Origin of the sequence: Saccharothrix deserti, from assembly GCF_009769385.1 — a bacterium.
GTDB lineage: Bacteria > Actinomycetota > Actinomycetes > Mycobacteriales > Pseudonocardiaceae > Actinosynnema > Actinosynnema deserti.
Genome location: NZ_ML775963.1, coordinates 37,049 through 55,915 on the forward strand (window position 1 = coordinate 37,049; position 18,867 = coordinate 55,915).

At 70.2% G+C, this 18,867-nt stretch carries 19 protein-coding genes and 1 pseudogene; 8 read left to right on the plus strand and 12 right to left on the minus strand.

Translation table 11 applies throughout. The features are described from left to right. Positions 1-6 precede the first annotated feature (6 nt). The 6 genes from FM051_RS08855 to FM051_RS08880 form a co-directional block, all read right to left on the minus strand. A complete protein-coding gene (locus FM051_RS08855) occupies positions 7-993 on the minus strand; it encodes an AAA family ATPase (protein WP_158842435.1) in 987 nt (328 codons plus the stop codon). Beyond that, positions 990-1,457 carry a hypothetical protein gene (locus FM051_RS08860; RefSeq protein WP_158842436.1) on the minus strand — a complete coding sequence of 156 codons (468 nt, stop codon included), beginning with the start codon at positions 1,455-1,457 and terminating at the stop codon, positions 990-992. Before FM051_RS08860 ends, FM051_RS08855 begins: the two co-directional genes overlap by 4 nt. Continuing rightward, positions 1,454-2,113: a DUF4129 domain-containing protein gene (locus FM051_RS08865; protein ID WP_158842437.1), complete on the minus strand. Its 660-nt coding sequence runs from the start codon at positions 2,111-2,113 to the stop codon at positions 1,454-1,456. Before FM051_RS08865 ends, FM051_RS08860 begins: the two co-directional genes overlap by 4 nt. Positions 2,114-2,251: 138 nt before the next feature. Next, positions 2,252-3,067, minus strand: a complete 816-nt coding sequence (locus FM051_RS08870; RefSeq protein WP_202918749.1) for a nucleotidyltransferase family protein — start codon at positions 3,065-3,067, stop codon at positions 2,252-2,254. Beyond that, positions 3,064-4,128 carry a type IV toxin-antitoxin system AbiEi family antitoxin gene (locus FM051_RS08875; protein ID WP_158842438.1) on the minus strand — a complete coding sequence of 355 codons (1,065 nt, stop codon included), beginning with the start codon at positions 4,126-4,128 and terminating at the stop codon, positions 3,064-3,066. Before FM051_RS08875 ends, FM051_RS08870 begins: the two co-directional genes overlap by 4 nt. 92 nt (positions 4,129-4,220) lie before the next feature. After that, the gene (locus FM051_RS08880; protein ID WP_158842439.1) at positions 4,221-4,931 is read right to left on the minus strand and encodes a uracil-DNA glycosylase; all 711 of its coding nucleotides are present in this window, start codon (positions 4,929-4,931) and stop codon (positions 4,221-4,223) included. Positions 4,932-4,961: 30 nt separating this feature from the next. Here FM051_RS08880 and FM051_RS08885 point away from each other — a divergent pair, with 30 nt between their 5' ends. Beyond that, positions 4,962-6,449 carry a S10 family peptidase gene (locus FM051_RS08885; protein ID WP_158842440.1) on the plus strand — a complete coding sequence of 496 codons (1,488 nt, stop codon included), beginning with the start codon at positions 4,962-4,964 and terminating at the stop codon, positions 6,447-6,449. Positions 6,450-6,974: 525 nt separating this feature from the next. Here FM051_RS08885 and FM051_RS08890 read toward each other — a convergent pair. From FM051_RS08890 to eno, 5 genes are all read right to left on the minus strand, one after another. Next, the gene (locus FM051_RS08890) at positions 6,975-7,925 is read right to left on the minus strand and encodes a Ppx/GppA phosphatase family protein (RefSeq protein WP_158842441.1); all 951 of its coding nucleotides are present in this window, start codon (positions 7,923-7,925) and stop codon (positions 6,975-6,977) included. Positions 7,926-8,218: 293 nt separating this feature from the next. After that, on the minus strand, positions 8,219-9,838 hold the full coding sequence (locus FM051_RS08895) for a lytic transglycosylase domain-containing protein (RefSeq protein WP_158842442.1): 1,620 nt from the start codon (positions 9,836-9,838) through the stop codon (positions 8,219-8,221). Between the two features lie 165 nt (positions 9,839-10,003). Then, positions 10,004-10,495 (minus strand): DUF501 domain-containing protein, encoded by a 492-nt coding sequence (locus FM051_RS08900; RefSeq protein ID WP_158842443.1) that lies wholly within the window; start codon positions 10,493-10,495, stop codon positions 10,004-10,006. Beyond that, the gene (locus tag FM051_RS51575) at positions 10,492-11,145 is read right to left on the minus strand and encodes an FtsB family cell division protein (protein WP_238412244.1); all 654 of its coding nucleotides are present in this window, start codon (positions 11,143-11,145) and stop codon (positions 10,492-10,494) included. Before FM051_RS51575 ends, FM051_RS08900 begins: the two co-directional genes overlap by 4 nt. Next, a complete protein-coding gene (gene eno / locus FM051_RS08910) occupies positions 11,145-12,431 on the minus strand; it encodes a phosphopyruvate hydratase (protein ID WP_158842444.1) in 1,287 nt (428 codons plus the stop codon). The genes FM051_RS51575 and eno overlap by 1 nt, the downstream gene beginning before the upstream one ends. Before the next feature lie 109 nt (positions 12,432-12,540). On the opposite strand from eno, the gene FM051_RS08915 reads away from it, so the two are divergent. The 3 genes from FM051_RS08915 (at position 12,541) to FM051_RS08925 (ending at position 14,690) form a co-directional block, all read left to right on the plus strand. After that, positions 12,541-13,254: an alpha/beta fold hydrolase gene (locus FM051_RS08915; RefSeq protein ID WP_238412245.1), complete on the plus strand. Its 714-nt coding sequence runs from the start codon at positions 12,541-12,543 to the stop codon at positions 13,252-13,254. 68 nt (positions 13,255-13,322) lie between these two features. Then, the gene (locus FM051_RS08920) at positions 13,323-13,700 is read left to right on the plus strand and encodes a tetratricopeptide repeat protein (protein WP_158842446.1); all 378 of its coding nucleotides are present in this window, start codon (positions 13,323-13,325) and stop codon (positions 13,698-13,700) included. A 282-nt stretch (positions 13,701-13,982) separates the two neighbouring features. Further along, positions 13,983-14,690 (plus strand): isopentenyl transferase family protein, encoded by a 708-nt coding sequence (locus FM051_RS08925; protein ID WP_158842447.1) that lies wholly within the window; start codon positions 13,983-13,985, stop codon positions 14,688-14,690. Positions 14,691-14,701: 11 nt separating this feature from the next. On the opposite strand, the gene FM051_RS51580 is transcribed toward FM051_RS08925, so the two are convergent. Next, positions 14,702-15,550: a lytic transglycosylase domain-containing protein gene (locus FM051_RS51580; protein WP_238412246.1), complete on the minus strand. Its 849-nt coding sequence runs from the start codon at positions 15,548-15,550 to the stop codon at positions 14,702-14,704. Positions 15,551-15,715: 165 nt separating this feature from the next. Between FM051_RS51580 and FM051_RS08935 the strand changes: the two are divergent. The 4 genes and pseudogenes from FM051_RS08935 to FM051_RS08950 form a co-directional block, all read left to right on the plus strand. After that, positions 15,716-16,192 (plus strand): annotated as a pseudogene (locus FM051_RS08935) (FTR1 family iron permease); the annotation flags it as partial. A gap of 143 nt (positions 16,193-16,335) precedes the next feature. After that, positions 16,336-16,821: a cupredoxin domain-containing protein gene (locus FM051_RS08940; protein ID WP_420803579.1), complete on the plus strand. Its 486-nt coding sequence runs from the start codon at positions 16,336-16,338 to the stop codon at positions 16,819-16,821. Then, positions 16,818-18,014 carry a Dyp-type peroxidase gene (locus FM051_RS08945; RefSeq protein ID WP_158842448.1) on the plus strand — a complete coding sequence of 399 codons (1,197 nt, stop codon included), beginning with the start codon at positions 16,818-16,820 and terminating at the stop codon, positions 18,012-18,014. Before FM051_RS08940 ends, FM051_RS08945 begins: the two co-directional genes overlap by 4 nt. Positions 18,015-18,339: 325 nt before the next feature. Beyond that, positions 18,340-18,759, plus strand: coding sequence for a hypothetical protein (locus tag FM051_RS08950; RefSeq protein ID WP_158842449.1), 420 nt, complete (start codon positions 18,340-18,342; stop codon positions 18,757-18,759). Positions 18,760-18,867: the final 108 nt, after the last annotated feature.

Here is an 18,867-nt window from a genome sequence, read left to right on the forward strand (position 1 = left end):
ACCTGTTCACGAGCGGGTGCTCGCCGGACCGGCCACGCGGCCCAGCAGCTCGGTCACGACCTCCACACCGGTGACGCCGGACGTCCACGTCTCCGGGCGCAACGTGATCCGGTGCGCGAGCGCCGCGACGGCGCACTCCTTCACGTCCTCCGGCAGCACGAAGTCCCGCCCGTCCAGCACCGCCAACGCCCGCGCCACCAGCACCAACGCCTGCGCGCCACGCGGCGACGCCCCGACCTCCACGGCGGCGTGCGCGCGGCTCGCGGACGCCAGGTCCACGCAGTACCGCAGCACGTCGTCGTCCACCGACACCTGCTCCACGCCGTGCTGGAGCTGCCGGAGCCGGGCGGCGTCCAGCACGGGCTCGACCTCGGTCTCCTCGCGCTGCCGGGAAAGCCTGCGGCGCAGCACCTCGACCTCCTCGGCGGGCGGCGGGTAGCCGATGTCCAGCCGCAGCAGGAACCGGTCGAGCTGCGCCTCCGGCAGCGGGTAGGTGCCCTCGTACTCCACCGGGTTCGCGGTCGCCAGAACGTGGAACGGGCGCGGCAGCGCGAACGTGCGGCCCTCGACCGTGACCTGCCGTTCCTGCATGGCCTCCAGCAGTGCGGACTGCGTCTTCGGCGGGGTGCGGTTGATCTCGTCGGCCAGCAGCAGGCCGGTGAACAGCGGGCCTTCGCGGAAGGTGAACTCGCGGTCGCCGGGGTTGTAGAGGAACGAGCCGGTGACGTCGGCGGGCAGCAGGTCGGGCGTGCACTGGAGCCGCTTGAAGTCCAGCTTCAACGCCTGCGCCAGCGACCGCGCCATCAGCGTCTTGCCCAGGCCCGGCACGTCCTCCAGCAGCACGTGCCCGCCCGCGAGGATCGCCGCCAACGCCAGCCGCAGCGACCGTTCCCGACCCACGACGACGGTGCCGACGGCGGCGAGGACCGCCTTGGCCTCGGCGGCGATCGTCTCGACGCCCGTCTTGTCCTGATCGGGGTCCGGTGAGGTCACAGGTTCTCCAAGAGGTCGGCGAGCTTCGACGGCTCGGGCAGCGGGGCTTTCGGGTCGGTGAGCAGGCGGTGCAGGTCCGCGCCGAGCAGTTCGCGCGCCCTGGGATCGTGGATGTCGTAGACACCATGCACTTGCCGCAGCCGTGCCTCCGCCAGCCGCCGCAGCCGTGGCTGGACGCGACCGACGAACCGGTCCTGGTCGACGGCGGCCTCGGCGAGCCGGCCCGCCAACGCGCTGGCCTGCGAGGACGTGGCGGTGGCGATGTTGGCGGGCCGCGGCGCCCACACGATGTCCGTCGCGCGCGGCAGACGTGAGACGAGCAGGGCCAACGCGCCGACGGGCAACGCGATCAGCGCCGCCCACAACCACGGCGCGCCGACGCGGACCAGGACGAACGCGGTGACCGCGGCGATGACCACCGCCAGCACCACCGCGCGCGCCATGCTGCCGATCAACGGGCTCATCCGAGGTCCCGCACGATGTGCTCCAACGCCTCGGTCGCCGTCCGCGCGTCCGCCGCCGTCACCTCGGCCGTGCCGAACCGGGCCCGCTGGTAGACGCGCTTGAGCGTGCCGGCCGCGTTCTCGTCCACCCGGTAGCGGCGCAGCAGGTCACCGGTGAACTCGGTCGCCGTCTGGTGGCCCTGACGTGGCACACCACTGTCCTCGGCGGCACGTTCCAGGCTGAGCCAGGCCGCGATCACCGCGTCACCGGGCGGACGTCGCTCGTGGTCGCGCAGCTCTTCGAGCGCTTCCGTCGCACGCCTGACGAGGATCGCCGGCGGATCCGCGTTCCCCTCGGGCAGATCGGGCGCATCGGCCGCGGGCCCCGCGCCACGCCGCCGTTTACGCCGGAACCCGCCGAACGAGACGAGCAACGCGATCACCCCGATCACCGCCACCACGATCATCACGATCAGCAGGACGAGCAGCGACCCGGCCGCCGCCGACCCGTCGAGCTCGCTGTCCAGCACGTCGACCGACGCGGTGGGCGGTGCGGTCGTCTCCTCCACGGCGGCAGGCCGTTCCCCGTACCGGACCGGCGAAGTCCCCCTCGCGGCGAGGGCGATCAACACGAGCACGGCCCCCACCGCGAGGACGAGCGCGAGCCGGGGCTTCATGAACCAAGGATGCCCGCCGCCCCGCCTCCGCGTTCGCGCTTCCCGACAAGACGATCGTCGAGATCACAACCGAAGCCGCCCGGCCGGGGGTGAAGACGGATCCGTCTTCACCCTCGCAGCCGGCGTCCTCAACCGGTTTCAGGGCGTTGCCACGGCTTCCAGCTCACGCAGCAGGTCCTCCACGAGCGCCACCGTGGACATCTTGATCACATCGGTGTCCTCGAAACCCTGTTCCGCGGCAGCCGCCAGAACCGGCAACACACCCTCCGGGTCCGTTCCGTGGACCCGCATCGCCTCAAGGGCGTTCACGACCACCGCTCCCGCCAAGTCGTCCGACGCGAGGTCGTGGAGTGTCCCGGCCAGCCCCGCCGGATCGGCTGTCCGCAGCAACCTGAGGATGTCGAGCCCGTCCTTCGGTTTCAACCGACCCGGTTGATCCCGCCGTTCGACGATCTTGATCATCTTCGACACGACCAAGGCCGCAGGCCCGGCCACCTTGATCGGGAACGACCTCGTGTCCTGGTCCTCAAGAGCGCTGATCAGGTGGACGTCGTTGTCCACGATCGCGGCTTCGAGCCCCGAGGTCCTCCGGGCGACGCGATTCCCGTGTCCGGGAAGCCGCGCCCCTCGTCTTCCACCGGCACCGCTGAGCGCCTCGGGCACCATGAGGTCGACCGCGACCAGACCACGTCCCAGCCAAGTACCCGGCTGCCCGCCCGGCACGAAACCGGCCCCGCCCATGGCCGCCGCGATCAGCGGCTCGTCGGCCAGCCGGTCAGGCGAAAGCGCCAGGTCGGCATCCGTCGTGGTCGGTGCGGTCGACAGGTCCGCGTCGCCGCTGTGCAGGTAAACCGCCTGCGCACCCACCAGGACGGCGGCATCGCGATGCGGCCCCAACGCGTCGAGGGCGTCGAGCAGCACGGATCGGGCCATCACGTATTCGACCGGGATCACGACAACCACCCGGGGTCCGTCACCGCGAGCGCGGCCATCAACTGCTCCGCTTCTTCACCTGATCGACCAGGCCCGGTCAAGAGATCCGCCACGACCTGCGCAGGGGCGGCACACCTCAGTCCGCCGACCAGTCGCGCCTTCGCGTGCACGACCTCGTCGTACGGCTGCATCACCAGCACGTTCATCCCTCGTTCGACTTTCTTGAGCCCCAACTGTCGCAACAGGCCCATCGGGTCTTCGGCGTAAAGACTCAGTGAGACCAGTGGCGACACCGGCGTCACGCCTTCCGGCAGGTAAGCCCTGGCAGCTGCCGAGCCGGTCACCGTGATGCGCGCCTTCGCGGTCGACAACGCGTTCATCGCATGACTCACCCCACGCGGGTCGAGCGTGGTCATGACCTCGTTGTGCTTCATGACGCTGTAGTCGGCTGTCCACCGATCGACCAGTGCGCGTTTCCGGACCGTGGTGACCGACCCGTCGTCACTCCGGACGATGGCCGCGTCCCGGTCCAGCAACTCCAGCACCCTGGCACTCGTCGCCGGACCGACTCGAGCTCGGCCGGCCAGTTCGCGCACACCGACGGGAAGGGCGGTCTCCAGGAGTTCGAGCACCACCTTTGCGGCGGCCGAACCACGAAGGGACTTGAGCAATCGCTCGGCGGGGTCGCGCGTCCCGCCTCGATCTGCCCCCGCACGGTCGATGAACACCGCCGGCTTGTCCAGCCTCAACCGCATGTTCCCGGTTGGGTCGAACCACCCCATCCCGACCTGGTCGAGGTACGCGCGGGTGGCGGGGGACACGAATTCCGCCACCAGCATCCTCCCCCCGGCCGGATAGGCGAGAGCGTTGAGCCGGGCAGCCACGTTGGCGACGTCTCTTGGCACTGCGGTGCGTTTGACCTCGATCAGCACCTCGGATCCGGTCCCGTCGGGCGCGGTGATGGCGACGATCAGATCGGGCCGGACGATGCCCCTCGGCGTTTCGACCCGCACTTCACGCCTGCTGTGGACCCGCCACCCGGAAGGCAAGGCCGATTGGAGCGCCTGCTCGACCAGCTCCATGAGTTCCGAGCTGGTCGTTCCATGTTCAGCGCTGTTCCGTGACACATGGAACAGTATGTTTTGCGGAACACCGGTTGTCGACCGTACCCGTGTCACTCGTTGGTGAGGAGCCCGCTCGCGTGCGCCGCCGCGCGCAGGACGTCCTGGAGCATCGGTTGGGTGAGCTTGCCGGTGAACGTGTTCTGCTGGCTCACGTGGTACGCGCCGAACAGGTGCAGTGGCGCGCCGCCGTCCTGCGCGGCCAGTGTGTAGCGCACCCCGTGGCCGAAGACGGGACGCGGGCGGGGCACCTGCCAGCACGCGGCCAGCACCGGCAGCACCGCCTGCCAGCCGAACGCGCCCAGCGCGAGCACCGCGCGCAACGTCGGGCGGAGCAGTTCGAGTTCCCGAATCAACCACGGACGGCAGTTGTCGCGTTCCTCCGGGGTCGGCTTGTTCTCCGGCGGCGCGCACTTCACCGGGGCCGTGATCCGGGTGCCGATCAGCTGGAGGCCGTCGTCGACGTGGGTCGACGTCGGCTGGGTCGCCAGGCCGACCGCGTGCATCGCGGCGTACAGGAAGTCACCGGAACGGTCCCCGGTGAACATGCGGCCCGTGCGGTTGGCTCCGTGCGCGGCCGGGGCCAGGCCGATGATCGCGAGGGAGGCGTCGGCCGGTCCGAAACCCGGCACCGGACGTCCCCAGTACTCCTGATCCCGGAACGCCGCCCGCTTGACCCGCGCCACCTCCTCGCGCCACGCCACCAACCGCGGGCATGCCCGGCAACTGGTAACCCGTTCGTCAAGAGCGGAAAGCGGGAGCACCGACCGCGACTCCGATCGTAGAGTTCGACCATGACCGACAAGGACAACGGCGACGAGAAGACCGCCAAGGACGATCTCGGCGACGAGAAGGACCTCCCGGCCGACGACCTCGTCACCACCCAGCACAGCATCACCGTCAAGCGGCGCAAGTTGAACTACACCACGACCACCGGCCGGGTGGTGTTGCGCCAGGAGGTGCTGACCGAGGGCAAGTTCGACGGGCACCAGCCGAAGGCGGAGGTCTTCGTCACCGCGTACACGTTGGACGGGGCCGACCCGGGGAAGCGGCCGGTGACGTTCGCGTTCAACGGCGGGCCCGGTTCGTCCAGCGTGTGGCTGCACCTCGGGCTGCTCGGGCCGCGCCGGGTGGTGTCCGGTGACGTCGGTTCCCTCACGCCGCCGCCGTACGAGGTGGTCGACAACGCCGAGACGCTGCTCGCGCACAGCGACCTCGTGTTCATCGACCCGGTGTCCACCGGGTACTCACGGGCGGTGAAGGGCGAGAAGCCCGACCAGTACCACGGGTTCCAGGGCGATCTGGAGTCGGTCGGCGAGGTCATCCGGTTGTGGACGTCGCGCAACGGGCGGTGGATGTCGCCGAAGTTCCTGGCCGGCGAGTCGTACGGCACGACGCGGGCGGCCGGGTTGGCCGAGTACCTGCAATCGCGGTACGGGATGTACCTCAACGGGTTGATGCTCATCTCGTCGGTGCTGGACTTCGCGACGTTGGACTTCAGCGAGGGCAACGACCTGCCGCACACGTTGTTCATGCCGACTTACGCGGCGATCGCGCACTACCACGGGCTGCACGGGTCGCGTCCTCTGGAGGAGGTGCTGGCCGAGGCGGAGGACTTCGCGTCGCGCGATTACCCGTGGGCGCTGGCGCGTGGCAGCCGACTGTCCACAGAGGAGCGTGCGGACGTGGTGGCGCGGCTGGCGCGGCTCACCGGTCTCAGCGAGGACTACGTGGACCGGGTGAACCTGCGGATCGAGCACGTGCGGTTCTTCACCGAGTTGCTGCGGTCGGAGCGCAAGGTCGTCGGGCGGTTGGACTCGCGGTTCACCGGGCCGGACGGGGATTACGGTCGGGAGCACTTCAGCGAGGACCCCTCGTACTCGGCGATCCTCGGGCCGTACACGGCGGCGTTGAACCACTACGTGCGGGCGGAGTTGGAGTACGAGAACGACTTGCCGTACGAGATCTTGACGATGAACGTGCGGCCCTGGTCGTTCAAGGAGTTCGAGGGGGTGCACGTGACGGTGGCGAACAAGCTGTCGTCGGCGATGCGCGCCAACCCCCACCTGCGGGTGCACATCGCATACGGGTACCTGGATGGTGCGACGCCTTACTACGCGGCCGAGCACGTGGTGGCGCACTTGCAGATCCCGGAGGAACTGCACACCAACATCGAGGCCGCCTACTACCCCGCCGGACATATGATGTACGTGCACGAGCCGTCACGGGTGCAGCAGTCGAAGGACTTGGCCGAGTTCGTCCAATCCGCCTCGAACCGCTAGGTCTGCGGTGGGGTCCAGGATGTGAATGGACTTCACCAAGATCACCTGGACGTGCTAACCGGCCGTCGAACGGGATCAATGTCATCGCCGGATTCGTTGCCGGAAATATGGAGGCGGCGCACACGGCGGGACCCGTAGGCAGAGACACCCGAGCCCATCGACCCCCGGTTCGACACCCGGGGTTCGACACCTGGGTTCGACACTCGGGTTCGACACTCGGTTGCCTCCGACCACCCGCCAGCCCTGGCCACCCGCGCACACCCACCCTGTCCCGCCGCAGGCCAAGAGGAACGGCTCGCGGCGGGACAGGCGCGGATGATGGATAGCGGTGAGGAGCCGGACGTCGCGGATGTCAAGCGGTTCTGTGCGGAAGCTCGGCGGGTGTTCGCGGCATTCGCTAGTGCGGCGGATCGCGCGGCGGGGGTGAGGTCGGCGCGGCATGGGTGCGGTCGACGAGGTGCGGCCGGCGCGACGGGGGTGCGACCAGTGGACCGGCGCGGTGGGGTGCGGCGCGGTGGGGTGTTGTCAGGCGATGGCGAACGCGATGCCGTCGAGAATGTCGTGCTCGCTGGCGACCAGTTCGGTCACGCCCTGCGATTCCAGGTGGTCGGCCAGTGTGCGGACGATCAGTGCGCCGCCGCAGATCACGTCCACGCGACCTGGGTGCATGGGGCCCAGTGCGGCGCGCTCGTCGTGACTCATGGTGAGCAGCTTGGCGGTGGTCTCGCGGATCTGGTCGATGCTCACGCGGGCGAGGTGGATCACTTCCGGGTCGTACCGGGGTAGTTCCTTGGTCAGGGCGACGAGGGTCGTGACGGTACCGGCCACGCCGATCCACGTCTTGGTCTTGGCGGTGGGCACGGCGGCGAACGCCTCGGCCAGGACGTCCCTGGTCACCCGGACCGCGTCCTCGACCTCGGCTTCGGTCGGCGGATCTGTGTGCAGGCAGCGTTCGGTGAGCCGGACGCAGCCGATGTCGACGGAACGTGCGGCCTCGACTTCGCCGCGTACGCCGTCCCACGTGCCCAGGACCAGTTCAGTGGACCCGCCTCCGATGTCGGAGACCAGGAACGGGCCTTCGTCGGCGTCCAGATCGGACACCGCGCCGGTGAACGAGAGGCGGGCTTCCTCGTCGCCGGTGATGACCTCGGCTTCGACGCCGAGGACTTCACGGGTCATGTCGAAGAAGGCGGCTTTGTTGGCGGCGTCCCGGGTGGCGGAGGTCGCCACCATGCGGACGCGTTCGGTTCCCTTGCGGCGCAACACGTTCGTGTAGTCGATGAGCGCGGCGCGGGTGCGGGCGATGGCGTCGGGGTGCAGTTCGCCGGTGGCGTCGACGCCTTGTCCGAGCCGGACTACGCGCATCTCGCGGTGCACGTCGCGCAGCCACCGTTCACCAGTGTCCGAAGTGGTCACGTCGGCGACCAGCAGGCGGATCGAGTTGGTCCCGCAATCGATCGCGGCCACGCGTGCCATGCCCGGTTTCCTTCCCTGCCGGTTGGTGCTGCTCCCAGCAGACTAGTCGCCGCACCACCCTGGCCCCGGCCACGTCCGCCACCGCTCCGAACCGGCGCCACCGCCCTGAGTCGGCGCCGCCGCCGTCCACGAACAGCGCCGACGTGGTGTGCGGTCGTGCTTCGCAGGGGTCCTCGCCAAGGGGACCCCTGCTTTTATCTTGCCAGAGAGGTCCGACAATTTCGGGCGGTCGCGCCGGGGGTGCGGCAGGCTCAGCGGCCCGAACGAGGGGTTCGAGCTGGGGCGTGCCGGGCTCAGACGGCCTTCATGGACGACGTCATCGACGACGACCGGGCGGAGAAGGACGACAACGAGGAACCGCCGGAACTCCCACCCGACGTGCTACCAGGCACAGTGGTCTGCGCCGGGGACGTCTGCGCCGGAGTCGTCTCGGCCGGGCTGCTGGCGGCCTCGGTCGTCGTAGTCGTCGTAGTCGTGGTGGTGGTGGTGGTCGGCGTTGTCGTAGTCGTAGTCGTCGTGGTCGTAGTCGTGGTGGTGGTCGGCGTCGTCGTAGTCGTCGTAGACGACGTCATCGACGACTCCCCGGAGGAGAAGGACGACAACGAGGAACCGTCGGAACTCCCACCCGACGTGCTACCGGGCACGGTGGTCTGCGCCGGAGTCGTCTGGGCCGGAGTCGTCTGGGCCGGAGTCGTCTGGGCCGGAGTCGTCTCGGCCGGGCTGCTGGCGGCCTCGGTCGTCGTAGTCGTCGTAGTCGTCGTGGTGGTAGTGGTGGTAGTGGTCGGCGTCGGGCAGCCCGGCGGGATCGAGGGCGTCGTGGTGGGCGCCGTCGTGCTCGTGCTGGTCGTCGTGCTCGTCGGCGGCGTGGGGCACACCGGCGGTGTCGTGGTGCTCGTCGGCGCGGTCGGCACCACGGTGATCGTCACGCCGGGACGGCTCGTGGTGGTCGTGGTCGGCGGGTTCGACGTGCCCTGCGACGGCGGCGGCGTCGTACCAGGCGGGGTGGTACCGGGAGGCGTGGTGCCAGGCGGGGTGCCGTTGTTCAGGCCCTGCCCGAAGTCGTCGTCCGAGCCGACCAGGTCGGGCAGCGGGGTCACGCCGTTCGCGTACACGTCCGCCCAGTACAACACCGTCCGTACGTACTCTTCGGACTGGTTGTAGCGGAACACCGAACGCGCGCGCTGCACCGGATCGCCCAGATTCGCCCCGTACGCGCACAGGTAGTTGCCCGCGCCGACGGTGGCGTCGTAGATGTTGTTCGGGTTCCGCTCGCCGTCCTCGTTGCCGTCGGCGGCATAACCGGCCCACGTGGTCGGGATGAACTGCATCGGGCCGACAGCCCGGTCCCACGTGGAGTCGCCGTCGTACCGGCCGTCGTCCGAGTCGGGGATCGCCGCGACGCCCTGACCGCCGTTGAGCACGGGACCGACGATCGGGTCGACCGTGGTGCCGTCCTCGGTCACCCGACCGCCGCGGGCGTGGCCGGATTCGATGCGGCCGATGCTCGCCAGCAACGGCCAGTCCAGGTTGCACCCGGGCGTGGTCTGGGCGAGCCGGTCCGCCGCCCGCATGTACGCGTCGAGCACGACACCGGGGATGCCGTGCTGGCCCTCGCGCAGGAACCCGCCCTCCAACGGGGGCAGGTCGTCCTCGAACTCCGACGGGTCGTCGGCGTCGGAGAGCAGTTCCGCGCTCAGTTCGTCGGTCTCGGGCAGCTTGCCGGTCGCGCCGAGCTTCCCGCTGTCCTTGAGGGCGAGCGTGCCGAGCACGTCACCGGGGCCGGGCGGGATGGCCTCGACCTCGGACGGGTTGGCGAGGTTGACCCAGTCGATCGGGCTCACGCCGTGCAGCAGCGCGGGGACCAGCATCGCGGCCGTGGCCGTGGCGGCGAAGCCCCATTGCCGTGGCGTCATCGTGCCCGGATGGACCTCGGTCCGCTTCCGCCCCCGACGCTTCGACTTCGGCACAGCCACGAACTCCCCAATAGTCGTCACCCGGCCCGTAACCCAGCCTGCCTGATAAGAACGGCCGTGTCACGGGCGTGCGCCGGCTTTATGTCCAAAGAACTGCCCGTACGGTCAGTTATTCACCGTTGACGCGCATTCCCCGCTAGGCCACCACTGCGCGAGCAGGTCCAGGGCCTCGTCGCCGAACGGGTTCACGCCCCGGCCGACGGCCAGCGAGTGCGCCACGTGGACGTGCAGGCACTTGACCCGGCTGGGCATGCCGCCCGCGGTGACGGTCGTGCCGAGCGGTTCGATCGCGTCCCGTTCGGCCAGGTAGGACTCGTGGGCGTGGCGGTAGCGCTCCGCCAGCTCTTCGTCCACGGCCAACCGGTCGGTCATCTCCTTCATCAGCCCGGCCCCTTCGAGCCTGCTGACGTAGGAGTTCAACCGCGAGCAGGTCAGGTAGTACAGGGTGGGGAACGGGGTGCCGTCCTCCAACCGGGGGCTGGTCTGCACGACCGCCGGGTGCCCGCTGGGGCACCGCGCGGCGACCTCCCGCATGCCACGGGGCGCGCGGCCCAACTGCGCCGCGACCGCCGCCCGGTCCTCGTCGCTCACCGTCATCGTGCCGCCACCGAATCCCACAACTGCTCGTACCACGCCTTGTCCTCGGCCGGTTTGGTGGCCGGTCGCTGTTCGTCCAGTTCGCGCTCCGCGTCACCGGGGAGCTGCACGATGTAGGGCGTCTCACCGGGTCGCACGTAGTGCAGCCGGCGTCGTGCCTCGGCCTCCACGTGGGCCGGGTCGGCCAGTTCCTGCTTGCGCTGCTCCAGTTGGGAGACCTCGGCGCGCAGGGTCTCCTGCGAGGCGTTGACCTCGCGCAGTTCCTCGCGTTGCGCCAGGTACGTCTGCAGCGGCACGGCGATGCTCAACGCCAGCGCGCACACCACCATCGCCAGCAACGCGGCGCGGCGGGTGCCGGTCATGCCGAACGCGCCGCCGGTGCCCGCGCCCGCCCTGGTCCGGGCCCTGGACTGCGGCTTGCGGGTGGCCGGGCGCGTGCGGGGCGGTGCCTCGCTCCTGCTCGCCGACTGCGTCCCCGGCTTCCGAGACCCCGCCTTGCGCGGCTCGCCCTTGCGCGGCTCGCCTCGACGCGGCTCGGCCTTCCGCGGCTCACCCTTTCGGGGTTCACCGTCGCGGGCCTGTGCCCGCGCAGGGCGGGCCCTCGGCGTGCCGTCGCGGCCACGCCGAGGGTCCCGTTCCCGTCGAGCCATCAGCTCTCCGGCGTGTACCGCGGGAAGGCCAGGTCACCGGCGTAGCGCGCGGCGTCGCCCAGGGCCTCCTCGATGCGCAGGAGCTGGTTGTACTTCGCGGTGCGCTCACCGCGGGCGGGGGCGCCGGTCTTGATCTGGCCCGCGCCGACGGCCACCGCGAGGTCGGCGATCGTGGTGTCCTCGGTCTCGCCGGACCGGTGCGACATCATCGACTTGTAGCCGTAGGACGTGGCCAGCGCGACCGCGTCCAGCGTCTCGGACAGCGTGCCGATCTGGTTGACCTTCACCAGCAGCGCGTTCGCCGCGCGGCGGGAGATGCCCTCCTCCAGCCGCTCCGGGTTGGTCACGAACAGGTCGTCGCCGACGATCTGCACGCGCTCGCCCAGCTCGGCGGTCATCTGCACCCAGCCGTCCCAGTCGTCCTCGGACAGCGGGTCCTCGATCGACACCATCGGGTAGGCATTGACCAGCTCGGTGTAGTAGCCGGTCATCTGCTCGGCGCTGCGCTTGGTCTTCTCGAACGTGTAGGCGCCGTCGGAGTAGAACTCGGTGGCGGCCACGTCCAGGGCGAGCGCGATGTCGCGGCCCGGCGTGAAGCCGGCCTTCTCGATCGCGACCAGGATCAGGTCGAGCGCGTCGCGGTTGCTCGACAGGGACGGCGCGAAGCCGCCCTCGTCGCCCAGGCCGGTGCCCAGGCCCTTCGACTTCAGCACGGACTTCAGCGCGTGGTACGTCTCGGCGCCCCAGCGCAGGGCCTCGCGGAAGCTCTCCGCGCCGATCGGCGCGATCATGAACTCCTGGATGTCCACATCGGTGTCGGCGTGCGCGCCACCGTTGAGGATGTTGAGCATCGGCACCGGCAGGACGTGCGCGTTCGGGCCGCCGACGTACCGGAACAGCTCCAGGCCGCTGGACGCCGCCGCCGCCTTCGCCACGGCGAGCGACACGCCGAGGATGGCGTTCGCGCCCAGGCGGGACTTGTCCGGGGTGCCGTCCAGGTCGACCAGCTTCTGGTCCACCACGCGCTGCTCGACGGCCTCGATGCCGACCAGCTCGGGACCGATCTCGTCGAGCACCGCCGTGACCGCGCGCTCGACGCCCTTGCCCAGGTAGCGCTTGGGGTCGCCGTCCCGCAGCTCGACCGCCTCGTGCTCGCCGGTCGACGCGCCGGACGGGACCGCGGCGCGCTCCAGCGTGCCGTCGTCCAACGCCACCTCTACCTCGACGGTCGGGTTGCCTCGCGAGTCCAGGATCTCGCGGGCGCCGACCTGCTCGATGACCGCCACGTGCGCTCCCTCGTCAGACCATCTGTGTATCGGTGTCGAGCCTAGTTGGTGCAAGGTGTGGGACGGCCCCGGCTCGGTTGTTGGGGCGCCGGTCGGAAGGGATTCACGCGTGGTTCACGTGACGCGGGGTGGGGACGGGCCGCTGCTGGTGCTGCTGCACGGGCTGGGTGCGACCGGGTCGGTGTGGCGTGGAGCTGCGGATTCGTGGCCCGGGTCGTGGTTGGCGGTGGATCTGCCGGGGCACGGTCGGTCTCCGGTTCCGGAGCGGTACTCGTTCGGGTCGTTGGCGGCTTCGGTGGCGTCGGCGATCGGTTCGGGGCCGGTGGCGGTGCTGGGGCACTCGTTGGGTGGCGTGGTGGCGTTGACGCTGGCCAGCGGGTGGTTCGGGGTGGACGTGCGGGCCGCGGGCGGGTTGGGGATCAAGCTCCGGTGGACGTCGGAGGAGCTCGGGCGGGCGGCGTCGCTGGCCGCGAAGCCCGCTCGGGTGTTCGGAACGCGCGAGGAGGCGTCGGCGTGGGCGTCCCGGCTGGCCGGTGTGCCGTTGGAGGACGGCGTGGTCGAGGTGGACGGCGGCTGGCGGGCGGCGTTGGACCCGGCGGCGTTCGGGGTGGGCGAGCCGGACGTGGCGGGGTTGCTGGCGGTGGCGAAGGCGCCGGTGGTGCTGGCGGCCGGCGAGTCGGACGACATGTGCCCGCCGGAGCACCTGAGAGCGGCGCAGCCGGGTGGAATAGTCCTGCCAGGGGTCGGTCACAACGCCCATGTGGAGCAACCCGCGTCGGTCAAGCCCGTGCTGGACCGGCTGCACGGCGCTCTCGTGATGTGACACGCCCGTCCCTTCATCCGGTCGGCTGTCGTACTGCGACCGGATGCGCGGGTAGCGTTGATCGAACCATGACGGACAGCACCTTCGAGGCGTTCCGCCGAGCCGAGGAGCTGCTCGCGAAACGCCGACCGCTGGAGGCGTTGCGCGAGCTGCGGGTCGTGCTCGAAGCGGCGCCGAACCGGGCGAGCGTGCAGCTGCTCGCGGGACGGGCCTACCTGGGTTCGGCCCAGTTCGTCCGCGCCGAGGCGGCGTTCCGGAAGGTCGTGGAGATCGATCCGAGCGACCACTACGCGCGGTTCGCGCTGGGTCGGACGTTGCAGCGGCAGAGCCGGTTGACCGAGGCGTTGACGCAGCTGCGGATCGCGGCGGCGATGAACCCGTCACCGGAGTACCAAGAGGCGTTGGGCGAGGTCAGCGCCCGCCTCGCGGTCGAACGCGACCGCTGACGCCCACCGGGTCGGCCCCCGACGCCATCCCCGCAACGCCATCCCCGCAACGCCATCCCCGCAACGCCATGTCCGCAACGCCATCCCCGCAGCACCACGCCCGCAACGCCGTCCCCGCCAACGCTTTCCGCGCACTGGTCGGCGTTAAGAATCCGTATAAGCTGGAACGCGTTTCCGGGCATCACGCGAATTCCCCGGCATAGCCCTCAAAACGGAAACCCCTCCCGGCGTACCGTCCGAATGCGAAAGGCATTCGTCGGCTCGTCGCGAGGGAGCGAAGCAGTGAAATCGGACGATTCCTCCAAGCCGCCCCAAGTCCACCTCATCGTCGGCGCCACCGGAACCGGCAAAACGGAAGTGGCGGTCGAATTGGCCACCAAGCGGAAAGCGCCGGTGGTGGTCGCCGACCGGATCCAGTGCTACGTGGACCTGCCCGTCACCAGCGCGCGGTTCACCGACCCGGACGGACCCCGCCGCTACCACCTCGGCGCCCGGACGGTGTCGGACGGCGATTACCCGTCCCACCTGGCGGCACAGGCGCTGCTGCTCCGGGTCGAGGCGTTGACCAGGCACCACCCGCTCGTCGTGGTCGAGGGCGGCTCGATGTCGCTGCTGCGCCGGTTCGCCGACTGCCGCGGCCGGTTCCCGTTCCACCTGACCGCCCAGGTGCTCGGCGTGCGGGACGAATCGGCTCATTTCACCCAATTGCGCACCCGGGCGTTGCAAATGTTCGCCGACGGGATGCTGACCGAATTCGCGAAAGCCTGGCAGCACCGGGAACAGCGGCCGTTCGTCGCCTCCGTCAACGGACTGGAAGCGCTGGCGCGGTGGTGTGCGGACAAGAACATGACACCGGACGACCTGGCCGGGCTCGACCACGACGAACGGGTGACGTCCGAACTGGCCGACCGGGTCGCGGAAGTGCACCTGGAACACAGCCTCGAACAGGACGCGTTGTTCACCCGGCTGTTCGGCTGGAATCACGCCTGACCGCGGAACGGTCAGCCGAGGCTGGCGCGGGCGTAGGCGTCGGCTCCGCTGAAGACGTTCTGACCGTATTCGGTCGAGTTGTTGTAATCGAGGACCGCGGCCCACCAGCCCGCGCCGGTGGCCAGGTCCCGGGTGCCCGAGCAGAGGTAGCGGGCGGCGGTGAGGGCGGCGTCGTCGATGTTGTGCGGGTCCGGGGCCTGGCCGTCGCCGTTGGCGCGGACCGCGTAGCGGGCCCAGGTGGTCGGGATGAACTGCATCGGGCCGACCGCGCGGTCCCAGGTGGTGTCGCCGTCCAGGGTGCCGCCGTCGCTGTCGGGGATCGCCTTCACACCCGGTGAGCCGTCGAGCGGGACGCCGGTGATCGGGCGCGACGGTCTGCCGTCCTCGCCGAGGCTCCGGCCGCCGATGGTGCCGTGCCGCGACTCGACCCTGCCGATGCCCGCCAGCGTCGCCCACGACACCCGGCAGGCGGGCTTCTGGGCGCGCATCAGCAGGTCGGCGATGGCGTAGGCGCGCAGGGCGCGGGGCGGGATGTCGGTTTTCTCGGCTAAAGCAGCCGCCCACGCGGTGAGGGGTTCGGCGGTGCCCGTGACGGCGGGTGACGCCTGTGGTTGACCGGCCGGCAGCTCACCCGCCGAGCCCGGCGCGGCGACGCCCGGTTCGACCGCCTGGAACGGGATCGGGAACGGCGGGTCGACGGCGGTCCTCGGACCGAGTCGGTTGAACGTGCCCAGGGCCCACGCGCCACCGGCCACGAAGGCCAGCAGGAGCAGCACCAGCGCCAGGCGTCCGACGAAGTTGCCCGCACCGCCGCGGGCGGGAGGGCGCGGCTGGGACTTCGACGTCGGCGGGACAACCACCACCCCAGGCTACGGGTTTGTGGCCCGGCCGGGCCCGGATCACACCGCGATACGTCCCCGATGACCGTTTTCGCAGGTTGAGCCCCCGTTTGAACCTCTAGACGGACAGCCTAGCCTTGCCTAAGTTCGACGGGCCTTGGTAGTCAACTCCCGTGAGGACGACGCCCGGCCGCCGTCGTCACCCTGGCGTTCCTCGCGGTCGGGCGTGAAGGCCTGGAGACCGCCGTCTTCTTCTACTCCAGCGTGCAGAGCGCGGGCAGCACGACCCAGCCGATGATCGGGTTCCTGATCGGCATCGGCACCGCGATCGCGCTCGCCTACCTGCTCTACCGGGGTGCGATCCGCTTAGACCTCGGCAAGTTCTTCACCTGGACCGGCGCGCTGCTGGTGTTCGTCGCGGCGGTCGTGCTCGCCTACGGCCTGCACGACCTCCAGGAAGCCGCGATCCTGCCCGGCCTCGACACGCTCGCGTTCGACCTGAGCGAGACCATCCCCGAGGACTCCTGGTACGGGGCGCTGCTCAAGGGCATCTTCAACTACTCGCAGCGCACCACCGTGCTCCAAGCCACCGCCTGGACCGCGTACGTCGTGATCGTCCTGCCGCTGTTCCTGATCCGCCCGCGCGTCGCGGCGAAGAGCTGAAACCGGAGACCCACCCGTGTCCGTTCCCACTGCGGTCCGCAACTCGGCCGTCCGCGCCACTGCCCTCGGCTCACTGCTCCTGCTCGCCGCTCCTGCTCGCCGCCTGCGGCAACCAGGCCGCGCCCGCCGGGGCCGACGGTCCCATCGCCGTCGAGGCATCCGACGACGCCTGCAAGGTCGCCCGCAACACCGCGAACACCGGCAACGTGACGTTCGAGGTGACCAACAAGGGCACCAAGGTCACCGAGTTCTACCTGTACGCCGAGGGCGACCGGATCCTCGGCGAGGTGGAGAACATCGGCCCCGGCCTGACCAGACGGCTGATCGTGGAGGTCACCGAGGCGGGCAGGCTCCAGACCGCGTGCAAGCCCGGCATGAAGGGCGACGGCATCCGCGGCGAGTTCACCGTTTCGGGTGACGGCAAGAAGTCCACCGACACGAACGCCAAGCTCGCCGAGGCCACCAAGAGCTACCAGCGGTACGTGAACTCGCAGCTGGAGACGCACCGCGCCGGTGACGGTTTCAAGCTCTACACCGAGCTGACCGAGGACGAGGTCAAGGCGCTGGCCGCGGCGGTGGACGCGCTCGGTGAGCCGATCAGCAAGGTCGCCGAGGTGGTGTCGCAGTGACCGGGGTCCCTCGACGGAGGCTCCTCGGGTTCGCCGGGGCGGGTGTCGCGCTGGCGGGCGCGGGTGCGGCGGCGGGCGCGTTGTCGGCGTCCGGGTCGGGTGGCTCTGGTGGCTCGGGTGGCTCGGGTGACGAGGTGCGGCTGACCGGTGCGGAGGCGGTGCCGTTCCACGGGGAGCACCAGGCCGGGATCGTCACGCCCGCGCAGGACCGGATGCACTTCGTGGCGCTGGACGTGACCACGACCAAGCGTGCCGAGCTGGTCTCGTTGCTGAAGGAGTGGACCGAGGCGGCGCGTCGGATGACGGCGGGGCTGGAGGCGGCCGAGGGCGGTGCGGTCGGCGGCAACGTGCAGGCGCCGCCGAAGGACACCGGTGAGGCGTTGGACCTGCCGGCGTCCGCGTTGACGTTGACCATCGGGTTCGGGCCGTCGCTGTTCGACGACCGGTTCGGGTTGAGCTCGCTCAAGCCGGCGAAGCTGATCGACCTGCCGAGGTTCCCCGGTGACGACCTGGACCCGCGGCGGACCGGTGGCGACCTGTGCGTCCAGGCGTGCGCGAACGACCCGCAGGTGGCCGTGCACGCGATCCGCAACCTCGTCCGGATCGGGTTCGGGCGGGTGGCGGTGCGCTGGTCGCAGCTCGGGTTCGGCCGCACGTCGTCCACGTCGACGTCGCAGGTCACACCGCGCAACCTGTTCGGGTTCAAGGACGGAACGAACAACGTCAAGGCCGAGGACGGCGACGCGCTGCGCACGCACGTGTGGGTCGCGCCCGGCGACGGGCCGGACTGGCTCGTCGGCGGCACGCACCTGGTGGCACGGCGGATCCGGATGCACGTCGAGATCTGGGACCGGACGTCGTTGGCCGAGCAGGAGGCGATCGTCGGGCGCACCAAGGGCGTCGGCGAGGTGGCGCACGTGCGGCTCGCGTCGGCCGAGCACTTGGGCGGCGTGCGCATCCTGCGGCGTGGCTACAACTTCACCGACGGGTCGGACGGGCTCGGGCACCTCGACGCGGGGCTGTTCTTCATCTGCTTCAACCGGGACACGGGCGCGCAGTTCGTGCCGATGCAGACGGCGCTGGCCACCAAGGACGAGATGATGGAGTACCTGGAGCACAACGGCTCCGGCCACTTCGCCGTCCCGCCCGGCGTGCGCGAGGGCGGCCACTGGGGCGACACCCCTTTCCCCTGACCAACCCGAGAGTCCTACGTTCAGGCGCCGAGAGTCGAACCTCCAGAACGCGTGTGTCCTACGTTCGCGTAGCGAGAGTCCTACGTTCAGAGCACCTGAGTTCAACACTCAGGTGCGTCGGTCCCTGTCCCGAATGTAGGACACACGTGTTGCGAAGGTAGGACACACGCGTTCTGAACGTAGGACTCACGGCACCTGAGTGTTCGACTCACGGCACGTGAGCGTTCGACTCTCGGGACTTGAGCGTTCGACTCTCGGGGGCGGAGGGTTCGGCGCTTGGGGTTAGGGGGTTGGTGGGGTGGGAGTTGGGGTGGGGGTGGGTTCGGTGGTCGGGGGGCTCGTGCCGGGGGACGTGGGTGCGGTGGAGTGGTCGGGCTGGGTCGGGTCCAGGGGCGGTTGTGAGGGCGTGGTGGTGGCCGGCGGTTGGGTGGTGGTGGGAACGGTTGTGGTGGTGGGCGTCGGCTTGGGGCTCAACGTCCACGAAGACGGCTCCGGTGGCAGGAGTGTCGCGAACGGCGGTGGCACGCCCGGTACGCCCGGTACACCTGGGACAGGCGGGAAGGCGGGGTGCGGCGTGCCGTCCGGTGTGGACGGTTTGCCGGACGGCGGTGTCTTGCCCTTGTGGATCTCCCGGCGGTCCGGTGGTTGGCCCGGCTGGGACGGTTGGCCCGCCTGGGGCACCGGGACGGGCGGCACGCTGGTGCGGACGCTCACCAGCGTCTGGCGGCCCGTCACGTCCACCTGACTACCCGACTCGTGCGGTGGCGACTCGGGTTGACCGACGGTCAACACCAGCGCCGCCACCCCGCCCACGGCGACCAACGGCAACACGACGACTGCCGAAAAACACCCG